Source organism: Massilia putida, from assembly GCF_001941825.1.
Lineage (GTDB): Bacteria > Pseudomonadota > Gammaproteobacteria > Burkholderiales > Burkholderiaceae_D > Telluria > Telluria putida.
Genome location: NZ_CP019038.1, coordinates 5,898,939 through 5,912,375, shown reverse-complemented (window position 1 = coordinate 5,912,375; position 13,437 = coordinate 5,898,939). Strand labels below are relative to the sequence as shown.

At 66.1% G+C, this 13,437-nt stretch carries 11 protein-coding genes; 3 read left to right on the top strand and 8 right to left on the bottom strand.

Going from position 1 to position 13,437, the window contains the following annotated elements:
- Positions 1-62: 62 nt before the first annotated feature.
- Positions 63-1,559: a leucyl aminopeptidase gene (locus tag BVG12_RS28530; RefSeq protein ID WP_075795348.1), complete on the top strand. Its 1,497-nt coding sequence runs from the start codon at positions 63-65 to the stop codon at positions 1,557-1,559.
- Positions 1,560-1,694: 135 nt separating this feature from the next.
- Here BVG12_RS28530 and BVG12_RS28525 read toward each other — a convergent pair whose 3' ends face one another.
- From BVG12_RS28525 to BVG12_RS28515, 3 genes are all read right to left on the bottom strand, one after another.
- The gene (locus tag BVG12_RS28525) at positions 1,695-2,168 is read right to left on the bottom strand and encodes a hypothetical protein (RefSeq protein ID WP_229503743.1); all 474 of its coding nucleotides are present in this window, start codon (positions 2,166-2,168) and stop codon (positions 1,695-1,697) included.
- Between the two features lie 73 nt (positions 2,169-2,241).
- On the bottom strand, positions 2,242-2,430 hold the full coding sequence (locus tag BVG12_RS28520; RefSeq protein WP_075795347.1) for a DUF1653 domain-containing protein: 189 nt from the start codon (positions 2,428-2,430) through the stop codon (positions 2,242-2,244).
- Positions 2,430-2,780 (bottom strand): phiTE_015 family protein, encoded by a 351-nt coding sequence (locus BVG12_RS28515; RefSeq protein WP_075795346.1) that lies wholly within the window; start codon positions 2,778-2,780, stop codon positions 2,430-2,432. The genes BVG12_RS28520 and BVG12_RS28515 overlap by 1 nt, the downstream gene beginning before the upstream one ends.
- A gap of 310 nt (positions 2,781-3,090) precedes the next feature.
- Between BVG12_RS28515 and BVG12_RS34325 the strand changes: the two genes are divergently transcribed.
- Entirely contained in the window at positions 3,091-3,480 is a 390-nt protein-coding gene (locus tag BVG12_RS34325) for a hypothetical protein (RefSeq protein WP_156895762.1), read from the top strand.
- Entirely contained in the window at positions 3,480-4,244 is a 765-nt protein-coding gene (gene xth, locus BVG12_RS28510) for an exodeoxyribonuclease III (RefSeq protein ID WP_075795345.1), read from the top strand. Before BVG12_RS34325 ends, xth begins: the two co-directional genes overlap by 1 nt.
- Before the next feature lie 83 nt (positions 4,245-4,327).
- On the opposite strand, the gene BVG12_RS28505 is transcribed toward xth, so the two are convergent.
- From BVG12_RS28505 to prpB, 5 genes are all read right to left on the bottom strand, one after another.
- A complete protein-coding gene (locus BVG12_RS28505) occupies positions 4,328-7,195 on the bottom strand; it encodes an EAL domain-containing protein (protein WP_083685490.1) in 2,868 nt (955 codons plus the stop codon).
- Between the two features lie 126 nt (positions 7,196-7,321).
- Positions 7,322-8,521, bottom strand: a complete 1,200-nt coding sequence (prpF, locus tag BVG12_RS28495) for a 2-methylaconitate cis-trans isomerase PrpF (RefSeq protein ID WP_075795344.1) — start codon at positions 8,519-8,521, stop codon at positions 7,322-7,324.
- 57 nt (positions 8,522-8,578) lie between these two features.
- The gene (gene acnD, locus BVG12_RS28490) at positions 8,579-11,179 is read right to left on the bottom strand and encodes a Fe/S-dependent 2-methylisocitrate dehydratase AcnD (protein WP_075795343.1); all 2,601 of its coding nucleotides are present in this window, start codon (positions 11,177-11,179) and stop codon (positions 8,579-8,581) included.
- A 101-nt stretch (positions 11,180-11,280) separates the two neighbouring features.
- Positions 11,281-12,441 carry a bifunctional 2-methylcitrate synthase/citrate synthase gene (gene prpC / locus BVG12_RS28485; RefSeq protein ID WP_075795342.1) on the bottom strand — a complete coding sequence of 387 codons (1,161 nt, stop codon included), beginning with the start codon at positions 12,439-12,441 and terminating at the stop codon, positions 11,281-11,283.
- An 18-nt stretch (positions 12,442-12,459) separates the two neighbouring features.
- A complete protein-coding gene (gene prpB, locus BVG12_RS28480; RefSeq protein ID WP_075795341.1) occupies positions 12,460-13,350 on the bottom strand; it encodes a methylisocitrate lyase in 891 nt (296 codons plus the stop codon).
- Positions 13,351-13,437: the final 87 nt, after the last annotated feature.

Genomic DNA, 13,437 nt, shown 5'->3' with positions numbered 1-13,437 from the left:
GGGCGCCATCACGAGGGTTTCTTGGGCAGCACGCGCGTCAAAAACTCGAAACGGAGAATCAAATGGACTTTAGCATAAAAGCATTCGACACAAAAAACACGCTGGCCGCAGCCAAATCGGGCTGTGTGGCAGTCGCGGTGTTCGAAAACAAGAAACTGTCGGAGGCGGCCAAAGCCCTCGATCTGGACGGCGCCGTCAGCGCGGCCGTCAAGTCGGGTGACATCTCCGGCAAGCCCGGCTCCACCCTGCTGCTGCGCGGCGTTCCGGGCGTGACCGCGGCCCGCGTGCTGCTGGTCGGCATGGGTGCGGACGAGGCCATCAGCGAGAAAAGCTTTACCGGTGCCGTGACCGCTGCCCTGAAAACCTTCGCTTCGCTGGGCGCGCAGGATGCCATTATCGCATTCCCGCTGGAGAATGTGAAAGCGCGCGACCTGAACTGGGCCCTGCACAGCATCGTCCTCGCCGCGGGCGACGCCGAGTTCCGCACCGACGCGCAAAAGAGCAAGAAGGACCCGGCCCCCACCGGCGTGCGCAAGCTGACCGTCGCGGTGCCGCAAGCCACTCCGCAGATCAAGACCGCGCTGGCGCAGGCGCAGGCCATCGTGAACGGCATGAACCTGACGAAGGAACTGGGCAACCTGTCGCCGAACGTCTGCACGCCGACCTACCTCGCGAACACCGCCAAGAAGCTGGCCGGCGACTACGGCTTCGACATCGAAGTCCTCGACCGCAAGCAGCTGGAGGCCCTCAAGATGGGCAGCTTCCTGTCCGTCACGCGCGGCAGCGAAGAGCCGCCGAAGTTCATCGTCCTGAAGCACAACGGCGGCAAGAAGAACGACGCGCCGGTCGTCCTCGTCGGCAAGGGCATCACGTTCGACACGGGCGGCATCTCGCTGAAGCCGGGTGCGAACATGGACGAGATGAAGTACGACATGTGCGGCGCCGGCTCGGTGCTGGGCACCTTCCGCGCCATCGGCGAGATGGGCCTCAAGCTGAACGTCGTCGGCATCGTCGCCGCCTGCGAGAACATGCCGTCGGGCCGTGCCACCAAACCGGGCGACATCGTCACGGCGATGAACGGCACCACCATCGAGATCCTGAATACGGACGCGGAAGGGCGGCTGATCCTGGCCGACGCGCTGACCTACGCCGAGCGCTTCAAGCCGGCCGCCGTCGTCGACATCGCCACGCTTACGGGCGCCTGCATCGTCGCCCTGGGCCACCACACGTCGGGCCTGTTCAGCCGCCACGACGATGCCCACGACGCCCTCGCCCAGGAACTGCTGGACGCCGGCCGCCAGGCGGGCGACGTCGCGTGGCGCTTCCCCATCGGCGAGAACTACAACGAGCAGTTGAAATCGAACTTCGCCGACCTGGCCAACATCGGCACGCCGGGCGGCGCGTCGATCACGGCCGCGTGCTTCCTGGAGAACTTCACGCGCAACTACACGTGGGCTCACCTGGACATCGCCGGCACGGCCTGGAAATCGGGCGCGGCCAAGGGTGCGACCGGCCGTCCGGTGCCTCTGCTGACCACGTTCCTGTTGAATCGCGTGTAAGCGCTTCAACGCCGCCGTTCCCGCGCAGGCGGGAACGGCCCACCGGGCTCTTCCCGCCCGTGCCGGGTGTCCTAGTCAGCTCGGTATCGGTCCCCGCTTCCGCGGGGACGACGTAGTGCCCGTGTCATTGGCCGATCAGAACACGACGTTGCCCGGATCCGCCACCGCTTCCGGCCTTGTGGCCGGGTGCATCAGCACGGTCAGCGTCGACTCGTACGCCACGCCCGAACCATCGTAGGGATCCGCATGGCTGCCCCCGACGCGCACGATGATGCTGCCGATCAGCCGTCCGCCGTCGAACAGCGAGGTGTTATGCGCCTGCGTCACCTCGAGCGCGCTGCCCGCCCCGTCGCGCGCGCAATCGATCATCAAGGGGCTGCGGCTGCGCTCGACCGTGACGCGGCCCGGCGCCACGACGAACCAGCGCCCCGCCGCGTTGGACAGCACGCAGCCGACGCCCGTCATCTCGCGGTGGTCGAGAATCGCATGGACTTCCAGCTGCTGCTGCGTGGTCTCGGCAGGCGCCGTCACACAGCCGCCCAGGACGGCGGACAGCGCGAGTGCGCAGGCGGTACGGAAATAAGGATGGAACATGGCTTCACCGATCATGCATACCTGTCCGTTTACGGCGGCAATCGGCAAGACATGAGGGGAAGCGCATCCCGGGCTCGCCGGGATGGCGTCAAGAGATCGGCGTAAAGCGCGGCAAGCGCTCGCCATCGACGTCGACCGATCCGTAGAAGGCGTCGCGCGGGCGGACCCAGGTCTTGCCGTCCTGCCCGCGATACACGACCACGGCCGTGTGATCGGCCTCGAGCGTGGCCTCGCAGACCACCTCGTACACCCCGCCCTTGTAGTGGCGGAAGCGCATCAGGCCTTTTCTTCAGCCGCGGCGCGGTGCTTCTTCTTGAGGTTCTGGATGACCTTGACGATGCCTTCGACACCGGCGTTGTCATCGAGCTCGCTGAACGCGTCCAGCACCTCGTTCAGCACGCGGTTACGCACGCTCGCCTCGTCCGCCGGCATCTTCTGCGGCGGGTTGTCGGACGGCGCGAATTTCTGCGGCGTCTCGGCCGCAGCCTTCTGGCCGTGTGCCAGCGCGGCTTGCCAGATCAGCCAGCGGCGTTGGGTTTCGTACACGAGGTACTCTTCCGGCTTGTCCTCACGACGCCGGACAATGTGGCCATCGCGTTGGGCCCATGCTTCAAATGCTTGGCGCATTGTTGTCCTTTACAAAGCTGTGTGCAAATCCTGCTCTCGGATCCGCGATCGTTACACACCCGCCAAAGGCCGGCCGCTCGACCGACCACGGCACCATTTATCAAAGCAATGGAATGCTTTCGAATACTTGGTTCCAGAGCAATATGCCAATAGTACAACGTAAGTTGGCCTACTGCAATTTTTTTCTTTCGAGAAGGAGACAATACGGAAATGCCGCTTCTCTTGCTGTGATTGTTACATCTTGTCACAGTTCAGCGCAACTTTCCAGCGTCGTTACGATTTTTTACTCCATGGACAATAATTTTACGACATGTTTGTTGCAATCTGCACAAATAATGACAATCGTGTCATGGCTTATGGAGCCATGATGGGTAACAACAACGGTAATGAGCCGGATGAGCACGGCCCGTATGAACGGGCCCGGGATGATACATGGTTTAGCGCCGATCTGGCGGCGACGCAGGGCGGCAACGGCCGGAATTCTTGCGCCGACGGCATGGCGACGCCGGTTCGGGGGGACGGGAGCCGGTCCCAGGGGCGGAAACGGGATAATTTCCATCCATTTCGATTTTTTCATTTTGGAACCGCCGGCGGCCGAGCCGGCGTCGCCGCCGACAGCGTACAATCTCTACTTTCCCAATCGACATTCAATGAACGGCCTGCTCCGCTGTTCGCCCATGTTCAACGTAGAGAAAAATAATGAAAATCGCATCTTGGAACGTCAACTCGCTGAAGGTACGCCTGCCGCACCTGCTCCAGTGGTTGGCCGCCAACCCCGTCGACGTGCTCTGCATCCAGGAGACGAAACTCACCGACGATAAATTTCCCGTGGCTGAGATCAACGCGGCCGGCTACGAGGTCGTGTTCAGCGGCCAGAAGACGTACAACGGCGTGGCGATCCTGTCGCGTCTGCCCATCGCCGACGTCGTGCGCAACAACCCGCACTACCCCGACGAGCAACAGCGCCTGATCGCCGCGACCATCGCCGGCGTACGCTTCATCTGCGCCTATGTGCCGAACGGCCAGGCCGTCGGCTCCGACAAGTATGCCTACAAGATGGGCTGGCTGGCCGCGCTGCGCAAGTGGGTCGGCGAGGAGCTGGCGCTCCACGAGCGGTTCGCGATCCTGGGCGATTACAACATCGCGCCCGAAGACCGGGACGTGCACGACCCCGAACTGTGGGCCGGCCAGATCCACTGCTCCGACCTGGAACGCGAGGCGCTGCGCGACCTGTGCGGCCTCGGTCTGGTCGACGCGTTCCGGCTGTTCGAGCAGCCCGAGAAGCAGTACAGCTGGTGGGACTACCGCCAGATGGCGTTCCGCCGCAACCGCGGGCTGCGCATCGACCACATCCTCCTGTCGCCGGCGCTGGCGCAGCGCTGCGAGGCGTGCGTCATCGACCGCGAGCCGCGCAAGTGGGAGCAGCCGTCGGACCACACGCCGGTGATCGCGACCATCGTTTAATCCGGCCGTGTAGGGTGGGCACCATATGCCCGCGCGTGACCTTTGCAACATGCCGCGTGACGCGTGGGCACAGGAGTGCCACCCTACGAACCTCGTGCCAACAGATTCGACATCGCGTCGGCGTCGGCCGGCCGCGCGAACAGGTAACCCTGGGCGTACTGGCACCCGTGCCGGCGCAGCAGTGCCAGCTGCGCGTCGTTCTCGACGCCCTCCGCCACGACGGCCATCCCGAGGCTCCCCGCCAGCGCCATGATGGCCGCGACGATGGCCTGGTCCTCGCTGCTCGACTCGAGGTCGCGCACGAACGCGCGGTCGATCTTGATCTTGCGGACCGGGAAGCGCTTCAGGTACGCGAGGCTCGAATAGCCGGTGCCGAAGTCGTCGATCGACAGGCGGATGCCCATGCGGTAGATCTGGCCCAGCGTCTCCAGCGTCTGGCCGCCGTGCTGCATCAGCGCCGTCTCGGTGATCTCGAATTCGAGCAGGCCCGGATCGATGCCCGTGTCGTCGACGATGTCGCGGATCGATTGGATCAGGCCCCGGTGCATGAACTGGCGCGCCGACAGGTTCACCGCCAGCGGCAGCGCCGGCAGGCCCGCCCGCTGCCAGGCCATCGCCTGCTCGCACGCGCGCCGGATCACCCATTCGCCGACGGGCACGATCAGGCCGTTCTCTTCCAGGATCGGGATGAAGTCGTCGGGCGCCACGAGACCCTGCTCCGGATGGCGCCAGCGCAACAGCACTTCCAGGCCGTGCACGCGGCCGTCCTGCACGCCCACGATCGGCTGGTAGAACAGCACGAATTCCTCGCGCACCAGGGCGCCGCGCAGGCGCGACTCCAGCTCGAAATGGCGCGCGGCCGCCGCGTTCATCGGCTCGGCGTAGAACTGGTAGTTGTTGCGGCCGGCCGCCTTCGCGTAATACATCGCGGCGTCGGCCTTGCGCATCAGGCTCGTCGCGTCCGCGCCGTCGTCCGGATACAGGCAGATGCCGATCGACGGCGAGATGTGCAGGCTGCGCCCCTCGAATTCGACGGGCGCAGCCAACGCCTCGATGATCTTGTCGCCCACGATGCCGCACTCCTCGGCCACGCGCACGCCCGGTACCAGCACCACGAATTCGTCGCCGCCGAGGCGCGCGACGGTGTCGCTGGCGCGCACGACGCGGCACAGGCGCTGCGCCACTTCCTTCAACAGATGGTCGCCCGTCAGGTGGCCGAGCGAATCGTTGATCGTCTTGAAGCGGTCCAGGTCGATGAACAGCAGGGCCAGTTTGAGGCCGTCGCGGCGCGCCGCCAGCAGGGCGCGGTCGAGGCGTTCGGACAGCAGCGCGCGGTTCGGCAGGCCCGTGAGCGCGTCGTGGTACGCCATGTGGTGCACGCGCGCCTCGGCCTGGCGCCGCTCGACGATTTCGGCCTGCAGCTCCGCCGTGCGTTCCTGCACCCGCACTTCGAGTTCGTCGCGCGCACGGCGCAGGGCGTCGGCCGCTTCGCGCTGGGCGGTGACGTCGTCGATCAGCCAGACGCTGCGCCCGCCCCGCTCCGCCATGTCGAACGGCCGGCCGGACAGGCGCGCCCAGAACCGCTTGCCGTCGCGCCGCACCAGTTCATACTCGGCCATGTGCACGCGCCCCGCCTCGAAATCGCGCAGGGTCTGTTCGCGCGCGGCCATCCAGCCCGCGTCGTCGGGATACAGCTCGCGCACGGGCAGGCCTTCGATGCTGCCGCCCTGGTGGCCGAACAGCTCTTCCATCTTGCGGTTGCAATGCAGGGTGCGGCCGTTCTCGACGACGGCGATGCCCAGCACGGCGTTGTCGAGGATCGCCTGGTTTTCCAGCAGCGCGTTGCGCAGCGATTCCTCGGCCGCCTTCTGGCCCGTGCGGTCCTCGATCATCCAGATCATCGTGCCCGTGCCCAGCTCCTCCGGGTTGACGGCATAGCCGATCAGGTTGACCCACATCGGCGTGCCGTCCCGGTGCACCATCGCCGTCTCGGTCTTGAACGAGCCGCCCAGGCCCAGCACGCCGTATGCGCGTTGGCCGATCTCGACGAACGCCGCGTCGTCCGCATACAGGACGCGCGTCGACCGGCCGAGCGCCTCGCCCGGCCCGTAGCCGAACATCGCGCCGAAGCAATCGTTGTAGCGGGTGATCGTCCGCTCGCGCGTGAAGAAGATGCCGATCGTGGCATTGGTCATGATCGACTGGATCTCGATGAACGCCCGCCGCGCTTCCGAGACGTCTTCCACGATCCACACGGTGCCCGCCTCGCGCGCGCTCATGTCGACGGCCTTGGCGCGGATGCGGCACCAGATCGTGCTGCCGTCGCGGTGGCGCAGCGGCACCTCGCTCTTTTCGAACAGGCTGCCACGCGTCAGCACGACGACGGCTTCGCCGATGAACGCTTCGTACTGGTCGCGCGTGGCGAAGACCAGGGCGGGACTGTGGTTGACCAGCTCTTCCGGCGTATAGCCCAGCATCCCGGCCATGCGCGGATTGCAGGATTTGACGAGGTCGGGCAACGTGACGGCGATGCCGACCGGCGCATGCTCGACCACCGCGGCCTGCTCCAGCAAGCGTCCGCGCAGCGCGGCCTGGCCGTCGCCGAACGTGAGCACGTCGCCGAACACGAAGACGGCGCCCGCGACGCCCGCGCCCGGCGGCAGCGGCTTCGCGCGCACCTCGACGGGCCGCTCCTCGCCGTCGCGTACGATCAACGCGTCCCAACGCCGCTCGCCGGCCAGCGACAGGCGGATCTCGACCGCCAGCGCCGCCGCCATGTGCGCGCAGAACAGCGAGACCAGCGGACGGCCGTCGACCGCGCCGCCGGCCAGTTCGACGAGCGCCGCGTTCGCGGCCCAGATCGTGCCTTCGCCGTCGCACGCGCAGGCCGGCGCGGCGATCAATGCCAATGCCTCGGCCACCAAGGCCGGTGTGCTCGTTCCCCGATCCATCCCTCTTCCTGTATTGGCCCTTTGACAGGACTCTTTGTCGAATTTGGGTGGATGATAGCCGAGATCTAACGCAAATTATCGTTTGGAAAGACGAATTTCAGCAGGTGACGCGGCGCAGCAACGGTCTCAGAACGCGTCGCCCGGCACGCGCACCCAGCCTTCCATCAAGACGCGTGCGCTCCGGCTCATGACAGCCTTCGTGACGATCCAGTCGCCGCCCTCCTGGCGCGCCTCGGCACCGACGCGGAGCAGCCCGGACGGATGGCCGAAACGCACGGCCTCGTGCGCCCGTCCGCCCGCCGCGAGGCTGACGAGCGTTCCCGGGATCGCGGCCGCCGTGCCGATCGCGACGGCCGCCGTGCCCATCATCGCGTGATGCAGCTTGCCCATCGACAGGGCGCGCACGAGCAGGTCGATGTCGCCCGCATCGACCCGCTTGCCGCTCGACGCCGTATAACCGGCGGGCGGCGCGACGAAGGCGACTTTCGGCGTGTGCTGGCGGCGCGCGGCCTCCTCCACGTGCGCGATCAGGCCCATGCGCATGGCGCCGTACGCGCGGATCGTCTCGAACATCGCCAGCGCCTTCGGATCGCCGTTGATGGCGTCCTGCAGCTCCGTGCCCGTGTAGCCGATGTCGGCGGCGTTCACGAAGACGGTCGGGATGCCGGCATTGATCATCGTCGCCTTGAGCGTACCGACGCCCGGCACCTCGAGGTCGTCGACCAGGTTCCCGGTCGGGAACATCTTATTTGCCCCCCCTTCGCCGCCGTCGCCCTCCTCGGCGGGGTCCATGAATTCCAGCTGGACCTCGGCGGCCGGGAACGTGACGCCGTCCAGCTCGAAATCGCCCGTCTCCTGGACCTGGCCGTTCGTGACCGGCACGTGGGCGACGATCGTCTTGTTGATGTTGGCCTGCCAGATGCGCACGGTGACCGTGCCGTTCTCGGGAATCCGCGCCGGATCGATCAAGCCGTTGGCGATGGCATACGGGCCCACCGCGGCGGAGAGATTGCCGCAGTTGCCGCTCCAGTCGATGAACGGTTTATCGATGCCGACCTGGCCGAACAGGTAGTCGACGTCGTGGCCGGGCCGCGTGCTGGGCGCGACGATGACGGTCTTGCTCGTGCTGGACGTGGCGCCGCCCATGCCGTCGATATGCTTGGCGTACGGATCGGGGCTGCCGATCACGCGCAGCAGCAGCTTGTCGCGCGCTTCGCCGGGGACCTGCGCCGCCTCGGGCAGGTCTTGCAGGCGGAAGAACACGCCTTTGCTGGTGCCGCCGCGCATGTAGACGGCGGGGATTTTGATCTGGGGTGCGTGGGCCATGATGCTTGTCTTTCGTTGGTGTGCGAACGTTCAAACGCCCGATGAACAATTCGAATGTCAGGCGGCGACCTTCGAAGAAGCGAGGAAATCCTGCGCAAACCGCTGCAGCACCCCGCCCGCCTCGTAGATCGACACTTCCTCGGCCGTGTCGAGACGGCAGGTCACCGGCACTTCGACGGTGTCACCCGACTTGCGATGGATGACCAGCGTCAGCACGGCGCGCGGCGTGCGCTCGCCCACCACGTCGAACGTCTCGGTGCCGTCGATCCCCAGCGTGAGGCGCGTCGTGCCCGGCTGGAATTCCAGCGGCAGCACGCCCATGCCGACGAGGTTCGTGCGGTGGATGCGTTCGAAGCCCTCGGCCACGATGGCTTCCACGCCCGCCAGCCGCACGCCCTTCGCCGCCCAGTCGCGCGACGAACCCTGGCCATAGTCCGCGCCGGCGATCACGATCAGCGGCTGCTTGCGTTCCATATAGGTCTCGATCGCTTCCCACATGCGGGTAACGACGCCGTCCGGCTCGACGCGGGCCAGCGAACCCGCCTTCACGCTGCCATCGGCATTGCGCACCATCTCGTTCTTCAGCGTCGGATTCGCGAACGTGGCGCGCTGCGCCGTCAGGTGGTCGCCGCGGTGCGTCGCGTACGAATTGAAGTCTTCTTCCGGCAGGCCCATTTTCGCCAGGTATTCGCCCGCGGCGCTGTCGGGCATGATCGCGTTCGACGGCGACAAATGGTCCGTCGTGATGTTGTCGCCCAGGACCGCCAGCGGCCGCATGCCCTTCAAGGACCGTTCGCCCGCGAGCGCGCCTTCCCAGTACGGCGGACGGCGGATATAGGTGCTCATGGGGCGCCAGTCGTACAGCGGCGAGACGGCTTCGCCGCCGGCTTCGCGGCGCGCGAACATGATGTCGTACACCTTGCGGAACTGCTGCGGCTTCACGGCCCGCTCGACGACGGCATCGATCTCCGCGTCGCTCGGCCAGATGTCGGCGAGGCGCACCGGATTGCCGGCGGCGTCAAACCCCAGCACGTCCTTCTCGATGTCGAAGCGGATCGTGCCCGCGATCGCATACGCGACGACCAGCGGGGGCGACGCGAGGAACGCCTGCTTCGCATACGGATGGATGCGGCCGTCGAAATTGCGGTTGCCCGACAGGACCGCCGTCGCGTACAAGTCGCGCTCGACGATCTCCTGCTGGATCGCCGGGTCCAGCGCGCCGGACATGCCGTTGCAGGTCGTGCAGGCGAAGGCGACGACGCCGAAGCCCAGTTTCTCCAGTTCCGGCAGCAGCCCCGCTTCTTCGAGGTACAGCGGCACGGCTTTCGAACCCGGCGCGAGCGACGACTTGACCCACGGCTTGCGCGCCAGCCCGCGCGCGTTCGCGTTGCGCGCGAGAAGGCCCGCGGCCACCATATTGCGCGGGTTGTTGGTGTTCGTGCAGCTCGTGATGGCGGCGATGATGACGGCGCCATCCGGCATCTTGCCCGGCTCGTTCTCGATTGGCCCCGTGATACCGTGCTGCGCCAGCTCCATCGTGGCGACGCGCTTGTGCGGATTCGACGGACCGGCGATGTTGCGCACGACGGTCGACAAATCGAAGCGCAGCGTGCGCTCGTACTGCGCGTTTTTCAGCGTGTCGGCCCACAGGCCGGTTTCCTTCGCATACAGCTCGACCAGCTTCACGAGGTCGTCGTCACGGCCCGTCAGCTTGAGGTATTTGATCGTCTGCTCGTCGATGGCGAACATCGCGGCCGTGGCGCCGTATTCCGGTGCCATGTTGGAGATCGTCGCGCGGTCGCCCAAGGTCAGGTTCGCGGCGCCTTCGCCGTGGAACTCGAGGTAGCTTGATACCACCTTCGACTTGCGCAGGAATTCCGTCAGCGCCAGCACGATGTCGGTCGCGGTGATGCCCGGGCCCGGCTTGCCGGTCAGCTCGACGCCGACGATGTCCGGCAGGCGCATGTACGACGCCCGGCCCAGCATGACGCTCTCCGCCTCCAGGCCGCCGACGCCGATGGCGATGACGCCCAGCGCATCGACCATCGGCGTGTGCGAGTCGGTGCCGACGAGCGTGTCGGGGAACGCCACGCCATCCTTCACCTGCACGACGGGACTCATGCGCTCCAGGTTGATCTGGTGCAGGATGCCGTTCCCCGGCGGGATCACGTCGACGTTTTCGAAGGCCTTCTTGGTCCACTCGATGAAATGGAAGCGGTCCTCGTTGCGGCGGTCCTCGATGGCGCGGTTCTTTTCAAAAGCGTCCGGATCGAAGCCGCCGCATTCGACGGCCAGCGAGTGGTCGACCACCAGCTGGGTCGGCACCACCGGATTCACGAGGGCCGGATTGCCGCCCTCCTGCGCGATCGCGTCGCGCAGGCCGGCCAGGTCGACGAGCGCCGTCTGGCCGAGGATGTCGTGGCAGACGACGCGCGCGGGGAACCACGGGAAATCGAGGTCGCGGCGGCGCTCGATGATCTGCTTCAGCGACGGCACCAGCGCGACGGGATCGCAGCGGCGCACGAGGTTTTCGGCCAGCACGCGCGAGGTGTACGGGAGCGTGTCCCAGGCGCCGGGCTGGATCTCGTCGACGGCGGCGCGCGCGTCGAAGTAATGCAGGCTGGTGCCGTGCAGGGGTTTGCGATATTGGCTGTTCATAGTCTCGATCTCATCATCCGCGGCCTCCCGGCGTCATTCCCGCGCAAGCGGGAATGACGATTTGAAGACCTCGTCTCTCTTATCTGAAGGCCTCGTGCCTCTTATTTACGCTCGGCCAGCGGCACGAACTGCAGGTCTTCCGGCCCGACGTAGTTCGCGCTCGGGCGGATGATCTTGTTGTCGATGCGCTGCTCGATCACGTGGGCCGACCAGCCCGACGTGCGCGAGATGACGAACAGCGGCGTGAACATCGCCGTCGGCACGCCCATCATGTGGTACGACACGGCCGAGAACCAGTCGAGGTTCGGGAACATCTTTTTGACTTCCCACATCACGGATTCGAGGCGCTCGGCGATGTCGAACATCTTCATCGAGCCCGCGCTTTGCGACAGCGTGCGCGCCACTTCCTTGATCACCTTGTTGCGCGGGTCGGAGATCGTGTAGACCGGGTGGCCGAAGCCGATGACGACTTCCTTGTTCGCCACGCGGTTGCGAATGTCGGCTTCCGCTTCGTCCGCGTTCTCGTAGCGCTTCTGGATGTCGAACGCGGCTTCGTTGGCGCCGCCGTGCTTCGGACCGCGCAGCGCGCCGATCGCGCCCGTGATCGCGGAATAGATGTCGGAACCGGTGCCGGCGACGACGCGCGCGGTGAACGTCGACGCGTTGAACTCGTGCTCCGCGTACAGGATCAGCGACGTGTGCATCGCCTTGACCCACTCGTCCGACGGCTTCGTGCCGTGCAGCAGATGCAGGAAGTGGCCGCCGATCGAGTCGTCGTCGGTCTCCACGTCGATACGCTTGCCGTTATGGCTGTAGTGATACCAGTACAGCAGCATCGAGCCGAACGACGCCATCAGGCGGTCGGCGATGTCGCGCGCGCCGGCGATGTTGTGGTCGTCCTTTTCCGGCAGCACGCAGCCGAGGACGGAGACTCCGGTACGCATCACGTCCATCGGATGCGCGCCGGCCGGCAGCGCCTCCAGCGCCGCTTTCACCGACTGCGGCAGGCCGCGCAGCGATTTCAGCTTGGCCTTGTAGCCGCGCAGTTCCGCCTCGTTCGGCAGCTTGCCGTGCACGAGCAGGTAGGCGATTTCCTCGAACTCGCTGTTGTCGGCGACGTCCAGGATGTCGTAGCCGCGGTAGTGCAGGTCGTTGCCGGAGCGGCCCACGGAGCACAGCGCGGTATTGCCGGCGGCGACGCCGGACAGCGCAACGGATTTTTTCGGTTTGAAGGTTGGGGTGTCGGTCTTCACGTCGGTCATCTTGGTCTCCTCGTTTTGTTATTTGGCTTTGTTCTGGGCGAACAGCGCGTCGAGCTTCTGTTCGTAGCTGTGGTAATCGATGCGCTCGTACAGTTCGGCGCGGGTCTGCATCGTGTCGACGACGTTCTTCTGCGTGCCGTCGCGGCGGATGGCCTCATAGACGTTTTCGGCGGCCTTGTTCATTGCGCGGAACGCGGACAGCGGGTACAGGACGATGTCGACGTCGGCGCCGCGCAGCTCGTCCACGGTGAACAGCGGCGTCGCGCCGAATTCCGTGATGTTGGCGAGGATCGGCACCTTGACCGCCTTCTTGAATTGCGCGTACATCTCCAGGCTCGTGATGGCTTCCGGGAAGATCATGTCGGCGCCCGCCTCCACGCAGGCGACCGCGCGTTCCACGGCCTTGTCGAGGCCTTCGACGGCCAGCGCATCGGTACGCGCCATGATCACGAACTGGTCGTCCGTGCGCGCGTCGACGGCGGCCTTCACGCGGTCGACCATCTCGCCCTGGCTGACGATCTCCTTGCCGGGACGGTGGCCGCAGCGCTTGGCGCCGACCTGGTCCTCGATGTGGCAGGCGCCGGCGCCGGCCTTGATCAGCGAGCGGACCGTGCGCGCGACGTTGAAGGCCGAGGAACCGAAACCGGTGTCGATGTCGACGAGCAGCGGCAGGTCGCACACGTCGGTGATGCGGCGCACGTCGATCAGCACGTCTTCGAGGCCCGAGATGCCGAGGTCCGGCAAGCCCAGGGATCCGGCCGCGACGCCGCCGCCGGACAGGTAGATGGCGCGGTAGCCGGCCCGCTTGGCCAGCAGCGCATGGTTGGCGTTGATGGCGCCGATCACCTGCAGCGGATGTTCTTCCTGGACGGCCTGGCGGAATTTGGCGCCGGCGGATTGTTGGCTCATGTCCTTACCTTTCTGTAGCGGGTCTGATGAATATGGCTCATGCATTGCAAAGACCGTGCCAATCGCTCGCGGGCGCGGACAGCCTGG

What these genes read in the sequence shown, in the direction of transcription:
- BVG12_RS28530 (WP_075795348.1), top strand. Translation starts at nt 63, where the DNA reads ATGGACTTTAGCATAAAAGCATTCGACACAAAAAACACGCTGGCCGCA.
- BVG12_RS28525 (WP_229503743.1), bottom strand. Translation starts at nt 2,168, where the DNA reads ATGATCGGTGAAGCCATGTTCCATCCTTATTTCCGTACCGCCTGCGCA.
- BVG12_RS28520 (WP_075795347.1), bottom strand. Translation starts at nt 2,430, where the DNA reads ATGCGCTTCCGCCACTACAAGGGCGGGGTGTACGAGGTGGTCTGCGAG.
- BVG12_RS28515 (WP_075795346.1), bottom strand. Translation starts at nt 2,780, where the DNA reads ATGCGCCAAGCATTTGAAGCATGGGCCCAACGCGATGGCCACATTGTC.
- BVG12_RS34325 (WP_156895762.1), top strand. Translation starts at nt 3,091, where the DNA reads ATGTTTGTTGCAATCTGCACAAATAATGACAATCGTGTCATGGCTTAT.
- xth (WP_075795345.1), top strand. Translation starts at nt 3,480, where the DNA reads ATGAAAATCGCATCTTGGAACGTCAACTCGCTGAAGGTACGCCTGCCG.
- BVG12_RS28505 (WP_083685490.1), bottom strand. Translation starts at nt 7,195, where the DNA reads ATGGATCGGGGAACGAGCACACCGGCCTTGGTGGCCGAGGCATTGGCA.
- prpF (WP_075795344.1), bottom strand. Translation starts at nt 8,521, where the DNA reads ATGGCCCACGCACCCCAGATCAAAATCCCCGCCGTCTACATGCGCGGC.
- acnD (WP_075795343.1), bottom strand. Translation starts at nt 11,179, where the DNA reads ATGAACAGCCAATATCGCAAACCCCTGCACGGCACCAGCCTGCATTAC.
- prpC (WP_075795342.1), bottom strand. Translation starts at nt 12,441, where the DNA reads ATGACCGACGTGAAGACCGACACCCCAACCTTCAAACCGAAAAAATCC.
- prpB (WP_075795341.1), bottom strand. Translation starts at nt 13,350, where the DNA reads ATGAGCCAACAATCCGCCGGCGCCAAATTCCGCCAGGCCGTCCAGGAA.